The sequence below is a fragment of the Nonomuraea sp. NPDC048892 genome (assembly GCF_040649735.1).
GTDB lineage: Bacteria > Actinomycetota > Actinomycetes > Streptosporangiales > Streptosporangiaceae > Nonomuraea > Nonomuraea maheshkhaliensis.
Genome location: NZ_JBEZFZ010000004.1, coordinates 431,978 through 451,450, shown reverse-complemented (window position 1 = coordinate 451,450; position 19,473 = coordinate 431,978). Strand labels below are relative to the sequence as shown.

18 protein-coding genes are annotated in these 19,473 nt (G+C 71.7%); 12 read left to right on the top strand and 6 right to left on the bottom strand.

What is annotated here, in order from left to right; genetic code table 11:
• Positions 1-118: 118 nt before the first annotated feature.
• The 5 genes from AB0C28_RS15835 (at position 119) to AB0C28_RS15815 (ending at position 3,784) form a co-directional block, all read left to right on the top strand.
• The gene (locus tag AB0C28_RS15835) at positions 119-682 is read left to right on the top strand and encodes a TetR/AcrR family transcriptional regulator (protein ID WP_357836977.1); all 564 of its coding nucleotides are present in this window, start codon (positions 119-121) and stop codon (positions 680-682) included.
• A 123-nt stretch (positions 683-805) separates the two neighbouring features.
• Positions 806-1,750 (top strand): metal ABC transporter substrate-binding protein, encoded by a 945-nt coding sequence (locus AB0C28_RS15830; RefSeq protein ID WP_357836980.1) that lies wholly within the window; start codon positions 806-808, stop codon positions 1,748-1,750.
• Positions 1,747-2,526 carry a metal ABC transporter ATP-binding protein gene (locus AB0C28_RS15825; protein ID WP_357836983.1) on the top strand — a complete coding sequence of 260 codons (780 nt, stop codon included), beginning with the start codon at positions 1,747-1,749 and terminating at the stop codon, positions 2,524-2,526. Before AB0C28_RS15830 ends, AB0C28_RS15825 begins: the two co-directional genes overlap by 4 nt.
• Positions 2,526-3,398, top strand: coding sequence for a metal ABC transporter permease (locus tag AB0C28_RS15820; RefSeq protein ID WP_357837995.1), 873 nt, complete (start codon positions 2,526-2,528; stop codon positions 3,396-3,398). Before AB0C28_RS15825 ends, AB0C28_RS15820 begins: the two co-directional genes overlap by 1 nt.
• Entirely contained in the window at positions 3,395-3,784 is a 390-nt protein-coding gene (locus tag AB0C28_RS15815; RefSeq protein WP_358074954.1) for a transcriptional repressor, read from the top strand. The genes AB0C28_RS15820 and AB0C28_RS15815 overlap by 4 nt, the downstream gene beginning before the upstream one ends.
• A gap of 43 nt (positions 3,785-3,827) precedes the next feature.
• On the opposite strand, the gene AB0C28_RS15810 is transcribed toward AB0C28_RS15815, so the two are convergent.
• Positions 3,828-4,748: a DMT family transporter gene (locus tag AB0C28_RS15810; protein WP_358074952.1), complete on the bottom strand. Its 921-nt coding sequence runs from the start codon at positions 4,746-4,748 to the stop codon at positions 3,828-3,830.
• A 71-nt stretch (positions 4,749-4,819) separates the two neighbouring features.
• On the opposite strand from AB0C28_RS15810, the gene AB0C28_RS15805 reads away from it, so the two are divergent.
• The gene (locus AB0C28_RS15805) at positions 4,820-5,368 is read left to right on the top strand and encodes a CGNR zinc finger domain-containing protein (protein WP_357836992.1); all 549 of its coding nucleotides are present in this window, start codon (positions 4,820-4,822) and stop codon (positions 5,366-5,368) included.
• A gap of 58 nt (positions 5,369-5,426) precedes the next feature.
• Here the strand turns inward: AB0C28_RS15805 and AB0C28_RS15800 are convergent, their stop codons facing one another.
• The 3 genes from AB0C28_RS15800 to recO form a co-directional block, all read right to left on the bottom strand.
• Complete coding sequence (locus tag AB0C28_RS15800) at positions 5,427-7,049, bottom strand: polyketide antibiotic transporter (protein ID WP_358074950.1); 1,623 nt, start codon at positions 7,047-7,049, stop codon at positions 5,427-5,429.
• A gap of 253 nt (positions 7,050-7,302) precedes the next feature.
• Positions 7,303-8,130: an isoprenyl transferase gene (locus AB0C28_RS15795; protein ID WP_346106318.1), complete on the bottom strand. Its 828-nt coding sequence runs from the start codon at positions 8,128-8,130 to the stop codon at positions 7,303-7,305.
• Positions 8,073-8,807: a DNA repair protein RecO gene (gene recO, locus AB0C28_RS15790; RefSeq protein ID WP_357836999.1), complete on the bottom strand. Its 735-nt coding sequence runs from the start codon at positions 8,805-8,807 to the stop codon at positions 8,073-8,075. Before recO ends, AB0C28_RS15795 begins: the two co-directional genes overlap by 58 nt.
• Positions 8,808-8,957: 150 nt before the next feature.
• Between recO and AB0C28_RS15785 the strand changes: the two genes are divergently transcribed.
• The 5 genes from AB0C28_RS15785 to AB0C28_RS15765 all read left to right on the top strand — a co-directional run bounded on the left by AB0C28_RS15785 (position 8,958) and on the right by AB0C28_RS15765 (position 14,740).
• Complete coding sequence (locus AB0C28_RS15785) at positions 8,958-10,496, top strand: CDP-alcohol phosphatidyltransferase family protein (protein WP_358074947.1); 1,539 nt, start codon at positions 8,958-8,960, stop codon at positions 10,494-10,496.
• Entirely contained in the window at positions 10,493-11,212 is a 720-nt protein-coding gene (locus AB0C28_RS15780) for a DUF5941 domain-containing protein (RefSeq protein WP_357837004.1), read from the top strand. The genes AB0C28_RS15785 and AB0C28_RS15780 overlap by 4 nt, the downstream gene beginning before the upstream one ends.
• Positions 11,213-11,464: 252 nt before the next feature.
• Positions 11,465-12,382, top strand: a complete 918-nt coding sequence (locus AB0C28_RS15775; RefSeq protein ID WP_358074944.1) for a hypothetical protein — start codon at positions 11,465-11,467, stop codon at positions 12,380-12,382.
• Between the two features lie 86 nt (positions 12,383-12,468).
• Positions 12,469-13,224 carry a hypothetical protein gene (locus tag AB0C28_RS15770; RefSeq protein ID WP_357837009.1) on the top strand — a complete coding sequence of 252 codons (756 nt, stop codon included), beginning with the start codon at positions 12,469-12,471 and terminating at the stop codon, positions 13,222-13,224.
• Positions 13,225-13,393: 169 nt separating this feature from the next.
• Entirely contained in the window at positions 13,394-14,740 is a 1,347-nt protein-coding gene (locus AB0C28_RS15765) for a glycoside hydrolase family 16 protein (protein ID WP_358074941.1), read from the top strand.
• Positions 14,741-14,813: 73 nt separating this feature from the next.
• Here AB0C28_RS15765 and AB0C28_RS15760 read toward each other — a convergent pair whose 3' ends face one another.
• Complete coding sequence (locus AB0C28_RS15760) at positions 14,814-16,010, bottom strand: hypothetical protein (protein ID WP_357837015.1); 1,197 nt, start codon at positions 16,008-16,010, stop codon at positions 14,814-14,816.
• 92 nt (positions 16,011-16,102) lie between these two features.
• Between AB0C28_RS15760 and AB0C28_RS15755 the strand changes: the two genes are divergently transcribed.
• A complete protein-coding gene (locus tag AB0C28_RS15755) occupies positions 16,103-17,059 on the top strand; it encodes a 2-oxoglutarate and iron-dependent oxygenase domain-containing protein (protein ID WP_358074938.1) in 957 nt (318 codons plus the stop codon).
• 18 nt (positions 17,060-17,077) lie between these two features.
• On the opposite strand, the gene AB0C28_RS15750 is transcribed toward AB0C28_RS15755, so the two are convergent.
• Complete coding sequence (locus tag AB0C28_RS15750) at positions 17,078-19,450, bottom strand: GH1 family beta-glucosidase (protein WP_357837021.1); 2,373 nt, start codon at positions 19,448-19,450, stop codon at positions 17,078-17,080.
• Positions 19,451-19,473: the final 23 nt, after the last annotated feature.

Here is a 19,473-nt window from a genome sequence, read left to right as displayed (position 1 = left end):
AAGGCGGAGCACGTCCCCGCCGTGCCGCATCGTGGTGACGTCGTTCATAATCCTCTCCCCAAGTTTCGCTACCTCAGGTTTCGAAACCTACGGTAGCGCAACTTGGTATCGTGTGAGCGTGAGCACGACTTCGAGCACACCCACCCGGCCGCCCGGCCGCCCGCGCTCCGGCATCAACGACATGGTCTTCGCCGCGACGCTGAGCACGGTCCACGAGCTGGGCTACGCGCGGGCCACGGTGGAGCGCATCGCCGCCGCGGCCGGCATCGCGAAGACGACGATCTACCGTCGCTGGCCGACGAAGGGGGCGCTGATCGTGGACTGCCTGCTCGACGCGTTCGGCCCGGTGCCGATGGAGGGCGGCAGCCGGGCCGAGATCATGTCCTCGGCGGTCCGCTGGGCCGCGGGCAAGATCGCCGAGCCGGGGGTGGGCGACGCGTTCGCGGGCGTGTTCAGTGACGGTGTCAGCGATCCGGAGCTGCGCGAGATCCTCTCCTCGCGGCTGCAGGACCCCTACCGGCTCGCGCTCCAGGACGCGCTCGGCGAGCCGGAGCACCGGGTCCTGTTCTTCATCGACGTCGTCGTCGGGACCCTGCTCCACCGCATGGGCATGACCGGCGAGCCGATGGTCGACGACGACGTGGACGCGCTGGTGGAGCTGGTCCTGCCGTTCTTCCGCTGAGGACGCGAAGCCGGGCCGGAGCCCCCGGCGCCCCCGGAAGACAGCACCCCGCACGGCAGGATGGAGCGATCCAAACATTAAGGACTTTGACAACCGTTTTCATTTTGGCGCATACTGAGTTCCATGATGTCAGGATTTTCCCGGTTGCGTGCCGGCGGTCTGCTGGCCACGGCCGCGCTGTTCGCCACTGCTGCCTGCGGCGCCGGCGCCGCTGAGACCGCCCCCGACGGCAAGCCCGCGGTGGTCGCCGCCTTCTACCCCCTGCAGTGGCTGACCGAGCAGGTCGGGGGATCCGACGCGCAGGTGAGCGGGCTGACCCCGCCCGGTGTCGAGCCGCATGACGTGGAGCTGGGCATCCAGCAGGTCACCGAGCTCAAGAACGCCACCCTGGCCGTCTACGTCAAGGGCGTCCAGCCGGCCGTGGACGAGGCCGTCGAGCCTGACACGAGCTTCGACGCCGCCACCGCCGTGGCGACCATCCCAGTAGGTGAGCACGCCGGTGAGCACGCCGAGGAGGGTGCGGAGGAGGGTGCGGAGGAGCACGGTCACGAGGAGCTCCCGTACGACCCGCACCTCTGGCTCGACCCCTCCCGCCTGGCCACCGTCGCCACCAAGCTGGGCGAGCGCCTGGCCACGGCCGACCCCGCGCACGCGCAGGGCTACAAGGACCGCGCCGCGAAGACGGCCGCCGCTCTCACCACCCTCGACCAGGAGTTCACCAAGGGGCTCACCACGTGCACGACCAGGACGCTGGTCACCGCGCACGAGGCGTTCGGGTATCTGTCGGACCGTTACAAGCTCAAGCAGATCGGCATCACGCTCGACCCCGAGACCGAGCCCTCCCCCGCCCGCCTGTCCGAGGTCGCCAAGCTGGCCAAGGCCGAGGGCGTCACCACGATCTTCACCGAGGCCCTGGTCAGCCCGAAGGTGGCCGAGGTGCTGGCGAGCCAGGTCGGCGCCAAGACGGCCGTGCTCGACCCGCTGGAGAGCAAGCCCTCGGGCGATTACCTCTCCGCCATGCGCGATAACCTCAAAACCCTACAAACAGCACTGGGGTGTACAGCATGAACGAAACGGCCTTCGCGATGACCGACGGCCGGGTCTCCTTCGACGGCAAGCCCGTCCTGCGAGGAATCGACCTGACCGTCTGTCCCGGGGAGGTCGTCGCCCTGCTGGGCGCCAACGGCTCGGGCAAGTCCACGCTGGTGCGCACCCTGCTCGGCCTCACGCCGCTGACCGGCGGCAAGACCCTCGTGTACGGCACCCCGCCCGGCCGCTTCCGCGACTGGTGGCGCATCGGGTACGTGCCGCAGCGGCTCCAGGTCGGCGGCGGCGTGCCCGCGACCGTGCGCGAGGTCGTCGCCTCGGGCCGGATCGCCAGGCAGAGCCGGCTGCGCAGGACCAGCGCGGCCGACCGGGCGGCGGTGACCGGCGCGCTGGAGGCCGTCAGGCTGGCCGACCGGGCCGGCGACCCCGTCCAGTCGCTGTCCGGGGGGCAGCAGCAGCGGGTGCTCATCGCCCGCGCGCTGGCCGGCGAGCCGGACACGTACGTGATGGACGAGCCCACCGCGGGCGTGGACGCCGAGACCCAGCAGTTGCTCGCCGACACGCTGGCCGGGCTGGTGACCGGCGGCAAGACCGTGGTGCTCGTGGTGCACGAGCTGGGCCCGCTGGAGCCGATCATCACCCGCGGCGTGGTGATCCGCGAGGGCCGCGTCGCCCACGACGGCCGCCCGCCGCGCCCCGAGGGCGAGTGCGCGCGACCGGGGCACGAGCACCAGCACCCGCACGCCGACGAGGCCGCGGCGGGCCCGCTCACCGGGTGGCAGGGGGAACCAAGGTGATCTTCGAACTTCTGCAGGAGCAGCTCTTCCAGCTCGCGCTGATCGCGGCGCTGCTGGTGGGGCTCTGCGCGCCCGCCGTGGGCACGTTCATCGTGCAGCGGCGCCTGGCGCTGCTCGGCGACGGCGTCGGGCACGTGGCGCTGACCGGCGTGGCGCTGGGCTTCCTGACCGGCACCGCGCCCGTGCTCACCGCCGTCCTCGTCTCCATCGCCGGCGCCGTGGCCATCGAGCTGGTCAGGGCACGCGGCAGGACCAGCGGTGACGTGGCGCTCGCGCTGCTGTTCTACGGGGGCATCGCGGGCGGCGTGATGCTCATGGCCGTCGCGCCCGGCGGCAGCAACGCCAAGCTCAACTCCTACCTGTTCGGCGCCATCGCCAGCGTCACCCCCCTGGACATCTGGATCGTCGCCGCGCTGGCCGTCACCGTGCTCGGGGTCGTCGCGATCTTCGGCAGGGAGCTGTTCGTGCTCTGCCAGGACGAGGAGATGGCCAAGGCCAGCGGCCTGCCGGTGCGCTTCCTGAGTCTGCTGATCGCGGTCACGGCCGCACTCACCGTGGTCATCGCCATGCGGGTGGTCGGCCTGCTGCTCGTCAGCGCGCTGATGGTGATCCCGGTGGCGACGAGTCAGCAGCTCACGCGCGGATTCAGGACCACGATGGGGCTGGCCATGCTGTTCGGCGTGCTGGCCTCCGTGGGCGGTCTGCTCGCCTCCACCTACTCCCCCAAGGTTCCTCCTGGCGCCGCGATCGTTCTTCTTGCGCTCGCCGGCTTCGTCCTGGCCCTCGGTGTCGGTAAATTCGTACGCCGAGGCCGTACTCAGGAGTCAACTTTGAGCGAGCGACCAAAGCTGCGCGTGGAGGAGGTCGCATGACGACGAGGCGCGACGCTGTGCACGACACCCTGCGCGGGAGCTCCGGCTTCCGCAGCGCGCAGGACGTCTATGCCGAGATGCGCCTGCACGGGGCGAAGATCGGGCTGACCACCGTCTACCGCGCGCTGCAGGCGCTGGCCGACGGCGGCAAGGTCGACGTGCTGCGCACCGACGACGGCGAGTCCGTCTACCGGGCGTGCGCGACCGACGCCCATCACCATCACCTGGTGTGCCGCAAGTGCGGGCAGACGGTGGAGGTGGCCGGTCCTGCCGTGGAGCGCTGGGCGGAGACGGTGGGCAGCGAACACGGCTTCACCGAGATCACCCACACCGTCGAGGTCTTCGGCACCTGCTCGTCCTGCTCGACGCCGTCCAGGACCGCCTGAAGCCGGTCCCGTGGCGGCCGGCGGCGACGGCGGGCGCTTCCGCTCAGACGACCGGTGCGCCTTCCCCGGCCGCGGCCGGTTCCGCCGGCGGGGCCGGGGCGGGCTTGGCGCGGCGGGAGCCGTACAGGACGCCGAGCACGATGACCGCGCACCCGGTCAGCTGCACCGGCGACGGCCGCTCCCCCAGCGCCAGCGCGGAGATCGCCACCGTGGTCAAGGGCTGGATCAGCAGCAGCAGCGCGGTGAGCGCGGCGGGCTGGCGCGGCAGCGAGAACGTGATCAGCGACCAGCCGAGCACCTGCGGGCCGAGCGCGAGCAGCAGCAGCCACCCGTGACCCGGCCAGGTGGGCATCAGGTCGGCTCCGCCGAACAGCGGGCTGAGCGCGGCGATGGTGAGGGTGGCCACCACGGTCGCGTGCGCCAGCGGCCCCGCTCCCCGCTCGGAGCCGCCCTTCATCAGCAGCAGGAACGCCGCGTACGACACCGACGTCGCCACCCCGGCGAGTACCCCCAGCACGGGATCGCTGCCGTACGCGGCGCTGTCGAACACCCCGGAGATCAGCACGACCCCGGCGAACACGACCGGCGTGCCGACCATCAGCCGCGACGACGGCCGCTCGCCGAAGACCGCCCACGCGGCGAACGCGACGATGAACACCTGCAGGTTGCCCAGCACGGTCGCCAGCCCCGCGCCCACGTAGTCGATCGCGTGATGCCAGAACAGCAGGTCGAGCGCGAACACCACGCCCGCGAGCCAGGCCGCCACCATGCCCCTGCGTGGCAGTGGCCCGAGCCTGCGCCGCTCCAGCCAGGCCAGCAGCAGCATGGGCGGCACGGCGTACGCGCACCGGAACAGGGCGGACGTGGCGGGCGACACCTCGGACAGCCGCACCAGAGGAGCGGAGGTGGAGATGATGAGCGCACCGGCCACCGCGATCAGCACGATACGGCGATGTGCACTCACAGAAACCCCTACAACTGCTGACAGGAGATACGCTGCGACCACGCTAGAACCCGGTGCGGACAGGAGTCAACATGACGTTTGGCCATGACATGGTGCATTCTCTGGCCACCGTTGTCGAGCTGGTCAACACCTCGCCGTCCACCGGCGGCGACGAGGGTCTGCCGGGTCTGCCGGAGCTCGCGGCGTTCATCGACGCCCGCGAGATCAGCGGCATCGGCGCGGTCACGGCCCGCGACCTGGGTCAGGTGCGGATGGTGCGCGAGGTGTTCCACCGCGTCTTCACCGCCGCCGACCAGCCTGCGGCCGTGCGCACCCTGAACGCGTTGCTGTCGGACACGCGGATCACGCCCCGGCTGGTCGAGCACGACGGGCATCCGCTGCACGTCCACTATCACGCGGCCGATTCGACGCTGGCGGAGCACCTGGCGGCCGACTGCGGGGTGGCGCTGGCCCATCTGCTGGTGGAGGGGGAGGTCGAGCGCCTGCGTACGTGCGCGGCCCCCGACTGCGACCGGGTGTTCGTGGACGAGTCGCGCAACCGGTCGCGGGTCTACTGCGACAGCCGCACGTGCGGCAACCGCATGCACGTGGCCGCCTACCGCGCCCGCCGCCGCGCCTGAACGACCCCGCCTCCATACGAGCCCGCCTGGGACGCGGTGCGACAGGCAGGGTTGCGGGTCAGCGGCCGAAGTCGCGGCGGCGCAGCGCGAGCAGCCCGGCCGACGCGAGCAGCGCCGTGACCGCGAGCAGGGCCGTGGTGGGCCCGGCGGCGAACGGCGGCCCCGTCATCGCGTTGCCGACGAAGTGGAACGGCTCCACGGGCAGCCCGCCCCACACCCCGTACAGGGGACCGGCGACCTGACCCAGAGCGGCGGTCAGGACCCACACGAGCCACGAGATCGCCACGCTCGCCCGGGGCAGCAGCCCGTACGCCAGCACGCAGAGCGCCCCCACGCACCAGGCCGCGGGCACGGTGCTCAGCGCCCCCGCCAGGAAAGCCGGCAGGTCGCTCGCCAGGTCCCCGACGAGCAGGGAGTAGACCGTGCCGAAGACGAGCCCGGCCACGGCCATGAGGCCCGCGGTGCCGAGCGCGGTCACGACGAGCTGGCCGGCCGCCCAGCGCAGCCGGGTCAGCGGCGTCGACTGCACGTTCTCCGCCCGGCCCGAGAGCTCCTCCGCGCGCAGCCGCAGCGTCATGAGGACCGGGTAGAGGGCGACGGCGTAGGCGAGGATCAGGATCAGGTACCACGAGTACGCGCCCAGCGCCGCGGGGCCTGACGCGATGCCGAGGGTGCGCCGCAGGTTGTCGACCACGACGCTCGGCCGGGACAGCAGGTCGCGCGTCAGCGGGCTCAGCGCGCCGCCCGCCGCCGCGAAGACCACGACGCCCGCCACCCACTTCGCCAGCAGCCCCCTGTGCAGCCGCCAGGCCAGGCTGACCGGGCCGCGCAGCTCGGGGGCCGACTCCCGTCCCTGCCGCTCGGGGAGCAGGCCGGAGCCGAGGTCCCTGCGGCCGAGCAGCCGGTACGCGAGCCCGTACAGGATCGCGGCGGCCGCGATCGACACCCCGAGCAGCCACCACCGCTCCTCCTGGTACGGCCGCACCAGATGGCTCCAGCCCACCGGCGAGAGGTACGCCGTCCACGACGCCCCCGCCGCGTCGCCCGCGTAACGCAGCACGTAGGCGGCGGCGAGCGTGGCCAGGGCGGCCGTGGTGGCCGTGCGGGCGCCGCCGGCGATCTGGGCGGCCACCGCCCCGACGCCGCCGAACACCCAGCCGGCCACGGTGATGGCGGCCCCGTAGGCGAGCGACCCGACGGGCTCCAGGCCGATCCCCGTCAGCACGGCGGCGGTCAGCGCCCCGCCGAGCAGACTCACCGCGCCCGAGACCAGCATCGCCGCGGTCAGGGGCGCGTACCTGCCGACCGAGCCCGCCAGGACCAGCTCACTCCTGCCCGCGTCCTCCTCCGCGCGGGTGTGCCGGATGACGGACATCAGGGCGGCGAAGGCGCTCGCCACGTAGAGGAAGCCGCCGCTGCGCCACGTGGCGAGCACCTCCAGCCGGGGCTCGACGGTGCCGCCGCCGAGGCCGCGCAGGAAGGCGTTGCGGCCGATCACCTCGACGTAGGTGGCCTTCAGCTCGGGGGTCGCCATGTTGGTCTGGATGTACTCGACCATCACCAGGGCCAGCGCCACGAGCGCCAGGATCCACCAGGGCGCGATGCCCCTCTCCCGGCGCAGCGCCAGGCGGACCAGGGCGGCGAGGCCGGGCGGCCGGGCGGTGCGCGATCCGTTCACCACGACCAGCTCCTATCCATGAGTGCAACTGACTGTTCGCTAGGACAGGACGCTATACCTGTGTATAGCCGCACGGCAATCCGGGGCCAGCGACACCTCAGGGAATCGGGGACCGCGCAAGGGAAAGGCCCGCACAGAGCGCGCGAATCACGGCGCCGGGCGGGCCAAGGGGCGGCGAGCTGGTCAGGCGGGCGTCACCTGCCAGGTGACGCCGTGGAGGGGTCAGGTGGTCCGGGGGTCCGCTGAGGACCGCGCGTCAGACCTGATTGGGGATCGCGCCGCCGTAACGCCGGTCGCGCTTGGCGTAGATCTCGCACGCCTCCCACAGGTCGCGCCGGTCGAAGTCGGGCCAGAGCCGGTCGAGGAAGACCATCTCGGCGTACGCCGACTGCCACAGCAGGAAGTTGGAGAAGCGCTGCTCGCCCGACGAGCGCAGGAACATGTCGACCGGAGGGATCTCCGGCTCGTCCAGGTAACGGGCGAACACCTTCTCGCTGACCTTGGACGGCTTGACCCGGCCGGCCGCGATGTCGGCCGCCAGCCGGACCGCCGCGTCGACGATCTCGGCCTGCCCGCCGTAATTGACACAGAACTGCAATGTGAGCTTACGGTTGGTGAGCGTCATCTGCTCGGCGGTCTGCAGCTCGGAGATGACGCTCTTCCACAGCCGCCCGGGCCGCCCGGCCCAGCGCACCCGCACGCCCATCGCGTTGAGCTCGTCGCGCCGCCGCCGGATGACGTCGCGGTTGAACCCCATCAGGAAGCGCACCTCGTCGGGCGAGCGCTTCCAGTTCTCGGTGGAGAACGCGTACGCGCTCAGATAGGGAATGCCCAGCTCCAGCGCGCCCTCGATGACGTCGAACAGCGAGGACTCACCCGCCTTGTGCCCCTCGGTGCGCGGCAGCCCGCGGGCCTTGGCCCAGCGCCCGTTGCCGTCCATGACGATGGCGACATGCTGGGGCACCAGCTCTTTCGGGATGGACGGCGGAGTCGCTCCCGACGGATGCGGAGTAGGCGGTCGTACGTTCACGCGGGCTCCCTTTCGACGTGTCGGAGAGAGCGTATTCCGTGTTCGAGGTGCCATTGCAGATAGGCGGCCACCAGGCCGCTGCACTCGCTGCGATGGCGCGGCTCCGAGGCGTCGGCGGCGGCCCAGTCGCCGCGCAGCAGCGCCGTCATGAGCCCGAGCGTCTCCCCGGCCGGCACGGCCGCGCCGGCCGGCTTGCACCCCCCGCACACCACGCCACCTGCGACGATGGCGAACGCCCTGATCGCCGGCGCCTGGCACTTGGCGCAGGCCTCCAGCGCGGGCGCGTAACCGGCCACGGCCAGGGAGCGCAGGAAGTAGGCGTCGAGGACCAGCCTGGCCTCGTGGCCCCGGTCGGCGAGCGTGCGCAGCCCGCCCACCAGCAGCAGGAACTGCCGCAGCGCCGGCTCCTTCTCCCCGTGCGTCAGCCGGTCGGCGGTCTCCAGCATCGCGCTGCCCGCGGTGTAGCGGGGATAGTCGGCGGCCAGCGCCTCGCCGTAGGGCCTGATCGTCTCGGCCTGGGTGACCACGTCGAGCGTGCGGCCGGTGTGGAATTGCACGTCGACATGGGTGAACGGCTCAAGCCTTGCCCCGAAGCGCGAGGTCGTGCGGCGCACGCCGCGCGCCACCGCCCGGACTTTTCCTGTGCGCTTGGCCAGGACGGTGATGATCCGGTCGGCCTCCCCGAGCTTCTGAGTGCGCAGGACCACGCCTTCGTCACGGTAGAGACTCACTCGGACATCTTACGGCCACCCCTATACCGGCGGACGGGACGTTACGGGCATGCTCTGTTGACGCGACTTTGCGTCACTCTCACTAGACTTTGACGCCTGTCCCCGCATCACCCGTTGTTCAACCCCCCGCTACCGCCTCGAAAGGGAGTCATGACCCGCGTGGTCCTGCTGGGTTCCTCGCCCGGCCCCGACATCTCTCCGACCGGCCTGAGGCTGGCCGCGCTGCCCGGCACCCCCACTGTTGCCGAGCGGCTTCACAGCCAGCTCACCTCGATGGATCCGCGCTTCGCCACGATCCAGTCAGGCGACGTGGCCACCGCCCTTCGTGCCCTGGCCGACGTTGCCGAGTCCGCAACGGAGAACCTGTTCATCATCCCGGAGAACTCGGTCGTCCACGACGAGCTGATCTACCAGATCACCAAGTCCAAGCGCGGTGCGCTGGCGCTCGTCGCGAAAGAACCACGGGTGGGGGTGACGGAGGAGCAAGAGGACAACGGGCAGGACGACAACAGTCCTGAAGACCGCATCCCGATCGACGAGGCCGACCCCGAGATCGGACTCAACCGCGTCGAGGGGCTGCCCGTACGCGTCCGCGTCGGCAAGTCGCGCGTGGTCTCGGTGGGCACCGCCAACCACGCCGTGACCAGGCCCAACGCGGTGATCCTCGGCCCGTTGCACATCAGCGCGCGCAACGCGCCGACGCTGGCCGCCACCTGCCGCGAGCTGGCCGACATGGCCGACCGGTTCGGCGACGACGACGACCTGATGCAGCTCGTCGTGTTCGGCCTGGTGCGCAACGGCGTGTCGGTCGGCATCAGGGGCCGCCGCGACCTGTTCTACCGCCGGGTCACCACCCAGGAGGAGATCAACGAGGCCGGCGCCGAGATGGCCGGCATGGACGAAGACCGCGCCCGCCTCAACAACGCGGTCAAGGGCGCCGACGGCTTCTTCACCACCTACTTCGTCTCCACCTACTCGCGCTACATCGCCCGCTGGGCCGCCCGGCGCGGGCTGACGCCCAACCAGGTGACGCTCATCTCGATCATCCTCGGCGTCGCCGCGGCCGCCTGCTTCGCCACCGGCGACCGGCCCTGGATGATCGCGGGCGGCGCGCTGATCTACTTCGCCTTCGTGTTCGACTGCGTCGACGGGCAGGTGGCCCGCTACGCGCGCAAGTTCGGCGTGCTCGGGGCCTGGCTGGACGCCACGTTCGACCGGTTCAAGGAATACGTGGTCTTCGCCGGTCTGGCCGTCGGCTGGGTCGTCTCGGGCAACGGCGACGACATCTGGATCCTGGCGCTGGCCGCGCTCGGCCTGCAGTCCGTACGCCACCTGCTCGACTTCTCCTTCGGCATCGCCAACCGCCGGAACAAGACCCCCAACCCGCTGCCCACGACGCCGCTCGACGCCCCCGACGACCGCGAGCTGCGCCAGGCGCTCACCCGCCGCAAGGTCGAGCGGAGCCAGGGGCTCCGCGGCGTGCTGAAGATGTGGACGAAGGCGGGCAAGTACCGTGCGGTCCATTGGGCGCGTAAGATGATCGTCTTCCCCATCGGCGAGCGTTTCGCGGCCATCGCGATCACCGCCGCCCTCTTCGACGCCCGGATCACCTTCATCACCCTGGTGATCTGGGGCTCCGTCGCCGCCGCCTACACCCTCACCGGACGCCTCATGAGGTCGCTCGTATGATCACCCACCCGCAGGCCATGGCCACCCCCACGCCGGACCCCGACGAGGAGCGCCGCCGCCTCCAGACCGCCCGCCTCGTCGCCTACCGCGACGACGGGCCCCTCGCTCACGCGTTGTCCACCAAGATCGGCGGCGGCGTTCCCCCTGTTCCGGCCACGCTCGTGGCCCTGCTCGCCGTGGTCGGCATCACGGCCGCCGGGCTGCTCGACCGCGGGCCCATCCTGCTGCTGCCCGTCGCGATCGTGCTGCTGCTCGTGCTGCCCACGACGCCGCGCGACCACCTCGGCCGCTTCGACTGGCTCACGCCGCCGCTGCTGCGCGGCGCGGAGTTCCTCACCGTGATCGCGGTCGGCCTGGCCGCCGACGCGCCGAAGTGGCTGCTGTTCGTGCTGGTGTACGTGGTCGGCTACCACACCTACGACACCGTCTACCGCACGCGGCAGAGCATCTGGCCGCCCGCCTGGGTGTTCCGGGCGGGGCTCGGCTGGGAGCTGCGGCTGCTCATCATCGGCCTCGGCGCGGCGCTCGACGTGCTGACGCCGGTGCTGGCGGTGCTGACGGCGTACCTGTTCGTGCTGTTCGCGGTGGAGAGCGTGACGAGCTGGGTGCGCCTGGACAAGGCGTCCGCCCAGGCCGGCGCCGACGCCGAGCAGGACCTGGAGGCCTCTCCTGAAGACGCCCTTGAGCAGGCCACGGGCGAGGCGGAGAAGGGCTGACCCGCCGCTCATCCGCGTCGCGGCGCCGCACACTCGTGCGGCGCCGGGCCCTTCGACCCGCGCCGCGGCGCCGCATCCTGGTGCGGCGCCGCGCGCTTTCGTCTTTCGGGCTTTGTCTTTCTGGCTTGGCTTTCTGGCTTGGCTTTCTGGCTTTGGCTTTCCGGCGCGCCATCGGGGGCACTGACTCCTTAGTCTGGGTTTCAGTGACACCTCGGACCGGGGTGCCGGTCCGGGCGGAGCCAGGAGACGCGGATGGCGTTCTTGTCGCGGCTGTTCAAGCGGGCCGATCCGCCGGCCGAGCGCGAGGAGGCGCACCGGCGGGGGATGCGCGACGCCCGCGAGCATCCCCTGAGCGAGTTCACCGATCCCGACTTCCAGCCCGCTTACGTCACGGAGATCCGGGCCCTGGCCCGCGAGGAGATCACGCGGGTGGACCGGCGGCTGGCCGCCACGCGTACGGCGCTGCTGGAGCGGGCGCTCGGAGAGCGGGAGACGATCCTGCGCGAGCTGGGCCGGGCCGACACCCGCCCGCCCGTGAACGGCCACGCGCCCCCGCCCTCCGGGAACGACCCGGCGCAGGCGGACCCGTTCATCTCGATCGCGGAGTCGAGGGCGCGGCGGGAGGAGGCGCGGCGGCGGATCCTGGTCGAGGAGTCGAACGCCGGCGTGCAGCGCTCCAGGGCCCGCATCGAGCACCTCACCCAGGAGTGGGAGAGCGCGCTGATCGAGCGCGACCACGAGGTGGAGGCGGTGCACGCCAGGGCCGAGCGGCTCATCGCCGCCTACAAGAGCGGCGTGCTGCGCGCTCATCCGCGCAGGGAGGAGATCCCGGCCCTGTGGAAGGGCGAGGTCGTCGCGATGGACGCCACCGGCGACCGGCCGGCGGCGGTGTCGGGGCGGGAGGAGATCAGGCGGATCCTGCGGGAGGTGGAGGCGCGGATCGAGGTGTGGCACGCGGAGGTGTTACCCCGTGAGCTTCCAGCGGGCCAGGACATCAGGTCCGCCCCAGAGCTCACCCGGCAGGAAGCACCGGAGCGCACGCCGGAGGACGCCCGGGAGTTCCCCTCGGCAGCCGCCTCGAACGGCGCCGCAGGCCTTGCCCCGGAGGACGCTCCGCGCCCCGGCTCGGAGGGCGGCTCGAAAGGCGGCGCTGCCGGGAGCGGTGCCTGATGGGTGGGGGCGGGAGAAGCGCACGTCGGCTGGTCGCGACGCGCGGGGCGCTGGGGCTCGGTGCCGCCGGGAAGGGCGCGCGTCGGGTGGTCGCGGCGTTCGGCGCGCTGGTGCTCGGTGCCGCCGGGAGAGGCGCGCGCCGGATGGTCGCGGCGTTCGGGGCGCTGGTGCTGGTCGGTGCCGGGCTGGCGGGGTGTGGCACCGAGGCGAAGGCCGTCTGCGGCGTAATCGTGGACTCCACCAGCTACGCCGACCCGGCCACCTCCAGGAACGACGTCACCTCCAAGCTCCCGCCGTTCACCGAGGGCTGCGACTGGATCGCCTTCGCCGCGGTCACCGGCAGCTCGGAGAGCAGCACGTGCCGGCAGGACCCGGTCGCCCTGGCCGCCACCAGGGCCGAGAACCCGAACGACAACCCCGTCGTCGAGGAGCGCGTCAGGGAGCACCGCGTCACCGAGGTGCTGCCGAGGGCGGTCAAGCTGTTCGACTGCCCGGCCGAGGGCGAGGGCTCCGACGTCCTGGGAGCGCTGCGGTACCTGGCCAAGCAGCTCGGCGCGCGCCGGCAGCCCGACAGCGCGCACCAGATCATCGTGTTCAGCGACCTGATCAACAACCGCGGCGACCTCGACATCAACCGGCTGGACCTGAGCGAAGCTGCGCGGCAGCGGAAGATCAAGGAACTGAGGGACGCGCGGCTGCTGCCCGACCTCAACGGGTACGCGGTGGTCGTCCACGGCTTCCTCCGGGAGAAGGCGTCGAACCCCGACCGCTTCCCGCTGCTCGAAGGCTTCTGGAGGGAGTCGTTCGAGGCGGCGGGAGCGGCCACGGTGGACCTGCTCTGACCTGTGCGGAGAGCGCTCTCTGACAGCTCGTTCCGGCGTCTTGTGCGGATTGTTGACAGGAAGTCACGCCTGTGTTCACATCTGGTGAGAGCGCTCTCTCACCTCCGCCTCAGCACCCCCTGGAGCGATGATGACAACAGAACTCAGGTACAGACGCCGTCTGGCGGCTGTGGCCGTGGTGCTCGTGGCACTCAGCGGCCTGCTCGTCAAAGTGGCCGTGAGTGCCTCCGCCGCCGTCCCGCCCACTCCCTCGGGCTGGTCGCTGGTCTGGTCGGACGACTTCAACGGCTCGGCCAACACCCTCCCCTCGTCGTCCAACTGGATCATCGACACCGGGCACGCGTACCCAGGAGGACCCGCCAACTGGGGCACCGGCGAGATCCAGAACTACACCTCCAGCACCAGCAACCTGAGCCTCGACGGCTCGGGCAACCTGCGCATCACGCCCCTGCGCAGCTCCTCCGGCGAGTGGACCTCAGCGCGCATCGAGACCAGGCGGGCCGACTTCAAGCCCGCCGACGGGCGGGTGCTGCGCATCGAGAGCCGGATCCAGATGCCGAACGTGACCGGCGACGCCGCCCTCGGCTACTGGCCGGCGTTCTGGGCGCTCGGGGCGCCGTACCGGGGGAACTACTGGAACTGGCCGGCCATCGGTGAGTTCGACATCATGGAGAACGTCAACGGGCTCAACTCCGTGTGGGCCGTGCTCCACTGCGGCGTCAACCCCGGCGGGCCGTGCAACGAGACCACCGGCCTGGGCGCCAGCCGCGCCTGCCCCGGCTCGACCTGCCAGTCGGCGTTCCACACCTACCGCTTCGAGTGGGACCGCAGCGTCAGCCCGAACCAGCTGCGCTGGTACGTGGACGGCCAGCAGTTCCACAGCGTGAACCAGGCCCAGTTCGACGCGACGACCTGGAGCAACATGACCGGGCACGCGGGCTACTTCCTGCTGCTCAACGTGGCCATGGGCGGCGCCTTCCCGAACGCGCTCGGCGGTCAGACGCCGACCGCGGCGACCGTGCCCGGGCGGCCGATGGTGGTCGACTACGTGGCGGTCTGGCAGAGCGGCACCACCACCGACCCGACCAACCCGCCCGGCGGGGTCGACGCCCGCTCGACCATCCAGGCGGAGGCGTTCCAGGCGCAGTCCGGCACCATCACCGAGGCGACCACCGACTCCGGCGGCGGCCAGAACATCGGCGCCATCACCAACGGCGACTGGCTGCGCTACGACGGGGTCAACTTCGGCTCGACGGCCGCCACGCAGTTCCGCGCCCGGGTCGCCTCAGGGGCGGGGGCCGGGGTGAGCGGGCTCGTGCAGGTACGCCTGGACAGCCCCACGGCCACGCCCATCGGTGACTTCGCGCTGGGGAACACGGGCGGGTGGCAGAGCTGGCGTACGGTGCCGGCGAACATCTCAGGGGTGACGGGGACGCACACCGTCTACCTGACCTTCTCCTCCGGCCAGCCGGCCGACTTCGTCAACGTCAACTGGTTCAGCTTCTCGACCTCCTGAGGGGACTCGGGCCTTCAGGAGCCCCGCCGAGCCCGGTCACCTTCCCGGGCTCGGCCCCCCACATGAGGGGCGGTCAGGGGCGGGTGGTGCGGCGGTGGTGGACGATGCGTTCGGCCCAGCTGGCCGCCTCCGGATCCCTGAGCCCTTCCACGACGCCCCCGAGGTAGGCCGTACCCAGGCTGTCGAACCCGCTGTCCAGCTGCCGCACCCGCCCGGCCCGCCGCCGTTCCACGCCTTGCAGGTACTGCGCGATGCTCTCCGCGTACGAGGCGTCGCGCTGATACGCGGCCTGCGCGGCGGCGCAGGCGCGGGACTCGGCGTCGCGCTTGGCGCGCAGCTCCCACAGGCGGCGGTCGTTCGGGTTGTGCATGCGCCGGCCCAGGTCGGCGGCGATGAGGGCGGTGGCGATCAGCAGCGCGAGGAGCAGGATCATGGTGGGCAGCTGCCCGACCCCGTCGGAGGTGGGACCGATCTCCTGGCCGTCCACCACCAGCGGCCTGACCAGGGCGTCGCGGCGCAGGACGGCCACGGCGGCGATCAGGCCGAGCCAGACGAGCGCCGCGCCGATCAGCAGCACGCGCCCCTTGACCGGGCTGCCGTGCTCCTGCCACGAGCGGAACGCCCGCCCGTACATGTGCGGCGCGACGAGCATGATCAGGGCGGCGCCCGCGGCCAGCAGCGCGGTCATGGCCACGCTGTCACCCCAGCTCAGGATGACCTGGTAGAGGATCGGGACCTCGACGATCAGCAGCAGGAGCAGCAGCAGCGCGGCGGGCAGCCAGCGGCGCACGACGGGCCAGCGGCTGCCCGAGACGGCGATGGAGCTGGGCCGGCCGTCGCCGGGGCGCCTGCTGGGCTGCTCCAGCTCGGCGACCCGGCGCTGACTGTCCTCCAGGGCCTTCCTGGCCTCCCCGAACGCACGCTGCGACTCCGCCAGGCTGATCTTCTGGCCTTCGAACTCCGCCCGCGCCCGCTGGATCTCCTGCTCCGTGCGCTCCTCGATCCTGGCCAGCTCCTCCAGCCGCTCGTCCTCCAGCTCGTGGAAGCGGGGCACGCTGCCGGTCTGCAGGGTGAGCGTGTCGATCTGGCCGTCGGCGGCGTGCGCGCGCCCCAGCTCGCGCTCCTCGCGCCGGCGCGCCGCCCAGTCGGGCAGGTGGTAGAGGTCGCCGTCGTAGGCCACGGCGGGCGCCCGGCGGACGACCTCGCCGTCCTCGACGCTCTCCGTACGGTCGCGGCTGAGGCGGGAACGGTTGCGGCGTAACAGGCGCATCGGGCCTCCCCGGCGGGGTTCTCCCTTCGATGCTAAGTCGCGCATCCGGCACGGCCATGGCTACCCGGGCGATTTGGGGAACAATGGTGCGGGTGAGCGCATTGCCGGTGATCGACGTGTCACCCCTCCTCGCCGCCGGAGCCGGATCCGAGTCTGAAGCGCGGAGACGGCGGGTCGCGGAGGAGATCGGGGCGGCCTGCCGGGAGAACGGCTTCTTCTACGTCTCAGGTCACGGCGTGCCGGCCGAGCTCATCGACCGGCTCGACGCGGCCGCCAGGCGCTTCTTCGCCCTTCCTGAAGAGGTCAAGGACGAGATCCGGATGGAACGGGGCGGACGGGCCTGGCGCGGCTTCTTCCCGGTCGGCGGCGAGCTGACCTCCGGCCGCCCCGACCTGAAGGAGGGCGTCTACTTCGGGGCCGAGGAGCCGGCGGGCACGCTGCCGCTGCACGGCCCCAACCTGTTCCCCGAGCGGGTCCCCGAGTTGCGGGAGGCGGTGCTTGAGTATCTGCGCCGGATGACGGGGCTCGGGCAGGCGGTCATGAGCGGGATCGCGCTGAGCCTGGGTCTGGAGGAGGACTACTTCCGTACGGGATACACCGCCGACCCGACCATCCTTTTCCGGATATTTCACTATCCGCCGAGCCCGCCTGACGACGACGGCTGGGGCGTGGGCGAGCACACCGACTACGGCCTGCTCACCCTGCTCCTCCAGGACGCCAACGGCGGCCTCCAGGTCCGTACGCGGGCCGGATGGATCGACGCGCCCCCGGTGCCGGGCACGTTCGTGTGCAACATCGGCGACATGCTCGACAAGCTCACCGCCGGCCACTACCGCTCCACTCCCCACCGCGTACGCAACCGCAGCGGCAACGAGCGCCTCAGCTTCCCGTTCTTCTTCGACCCCGGCTGGGACAGCGAGGTCCCGCCCCTCCCCTACGCCCCGGGGCGCCGGTGGGACGGCCAGGTGGACTTCACCGGCACGTACGGCGAGTACCTGCTGTCCAAGGTCGCCAAGGTCTTCCCCCGTCTCTTCGAGCAGCAGCTCTGAGCGGCCCTGAGCGGCTCTCTAAGCCGACTCGCGCACGACCAGCCGGGCCGGCAGCACGACGGAGGTGGTGTGCCGTCCCTCCAGGCGCGACAGCAGCAGCCGGGCCAGCGCGAGCGCCTGGTCGGCGACCGGGACGCGGACGGTGGTCAGCGCCGGGGTGGTGGCCGAGGCGGCGTCCACGTCGTCGAAGCCGACGACCGCGAGGTCCTCGGGCACCCGCCGGCCGGCCTCCCGCGCCGCCGTGAGCGCCCCGATGGCGAGCTGGTCGGTGGCGGCGAAGACGGCGTCCAGTGACGGGTCGTCTTCGAGGAGACGGCGGGTGGCCGCCGCGCCCGCCGCGCGGGTGAGGTCGTCGGCCACGGCCAGGTGCGGGCTCAGGCCCGCCCGCCGCAGCGCCGTACGGTGGCCGGCCAGCCGGTCCTGGACGGCGACCAGGTCCATGGGGCCGCAGATCATGCCGATGCGCCGCCGGCCGAGCGCGACGAGGTGGTCGGTGGCGGCCCCCGCGCCGCCCGCGTTGTCCACGTCCACGTACGGGACCAGCGACGCGATGGGCGGCTTGCCCAGCAGGACGACCGGCACCTCGGTGCGCGAGAGCCGCTCGGCCAGCGTGTCGCCCCGGTCGGGCGGCAGCAGCACGACCCCGTCCGCCAGCCCGCTCTCGACGTGCGCGACGATGCGGCGATGGCTCTCGGCCGTGTCGGCGAGCATGAGCGTGATCTGCTTGCCCGCGCCCTCCAGCAGGCTCGTGACGTACTGGACGACGGACTGGACGACGGCGGCCGTCAGCGCGTCGCCGCCCTGGCGGGGCACGGACAGCACAAGGGCGACGGCGTTGGTGCGGCGGGTGACGAGGCTGCGGGCGGCGGCGTTGGGCACGTAGCCGATCTCCCTGACGGCCCGCATCACCGCGGCCCTGACCGAGGAGCTGACCGACGACTCCCCGTTGACGACGCGCGAGACCGTGGCCCGCGACACTCCGGCGCGGGCGGCCACCGTCTCCAGGGTCGGGCGTTTCGGCCGGGTCTCGGTCAGGCCGTTGCGGCGGATGACGTCGCGGTACCACAGCGCGCTGTCCTTCGGCCGGCGTTTCTGGGTGGCGAAGTCGACGTGCACGAGGCCGAACTTGCGCTGGTATCCGTCGGCCCATTCGAGATTGTCGAGCAGGGTCCAGACGAGATATCCGCGCACCTTCGCGCCGTTCTCGACGGCGCCGCGCAGGGCCCGCAGATGTTCCTCGACGAAGTTGATCCGGTCGACGTCGTGAATGCCGTCGCCGGTCACCACGTCCACGAAATCGGCGCCGTTCTCGGTGACCATCAGGTCGAGGCCGGGATAGTCGCAGGAAAGGCGGTCGAGGAGCAGCGCGAGGCAGTTGGGCACGATCGGCCAGCCCATCGCGGTGACGGCCGTGGGAATGGTGCAGAAGAGAATTCCCTCGCTGCCGGGAAAGGCAGGGTCGGCGGGCTCGCTCGGCTGGGCCTGGACGACCAGCGGGGTGTAGTAGTTGACGCCGAGCAGGTCGAGCGGCTGGGCGATGACGTCGAGGTCGCCGTCGCGCACATGATCGAGGCCGCCGTGGCGCTCGGCGATGGCCAGCAGTTCGGCGGGGTAGGCGCCGCGCAGCATCGGCTCCAGGAACTGCCGGTTGGCCAGGGCGTCGATCCGCGCGACGGCCTCGGCGTCCTCGTCCGACAACGTCCTGCCGAAGTCGCTGACCTGGGCCGGCGTCATCACCGGCGAGATGTTGAGCACGGCGCCGACCTCGGCGGCTCCGCCGTCGCGCAGGGCGCGCGCGCCCAGGCCGTGCGCGAGCAGCATGTGGTGTGCGGCGCGGAAGGCGTCGGCGGCCGACGCGCGGCCCGGGGCGTGCACGCCGGAGCCGTAGCCGAGGAAGGACGCCACCCACGGCTCGTTCAGCGTGAACCAGGTGCCGACCCGGTCGCCGATCCGCTCGTGCACGGCGGCGGCGTAGTCGGCGAACCGGTGGGCCGTGTCCCGCGCGGGCCAGCCGCCCAGATCCTCCAGCCACTGCGGCAGGTCCCAGTGATAAAGGGTGGCGTACGGCGTGATGCCCGCGCCGGTCAGCTCGTCGGCCAATCTGTCGTAGAAATCGAGCCCGGCCTGGTTGACCTTTCCCGACTCGTCGGGAAAGACGCGCGTCCAGCTCACCGAGAACCGGTAGGCGGCCATGCCCAGCTCTTTCATCAGCCGCACGTCTTCCGGATAACGGTGGTAATGGTCGCACGCCTCGGCCCGGTCGGCGGTGAAGGTGTCCCAGATCGACGGGGAACGGCCGTCGGCGGCCGTCGCCCCCTCGATCTGGAAGGCCGAGGTCGATACTCCCCACACGAAATTCGGGGGAAAGCTGGCGATATTCGTGCTATTCATGCTGCGAATAACCTTCCGGTGAC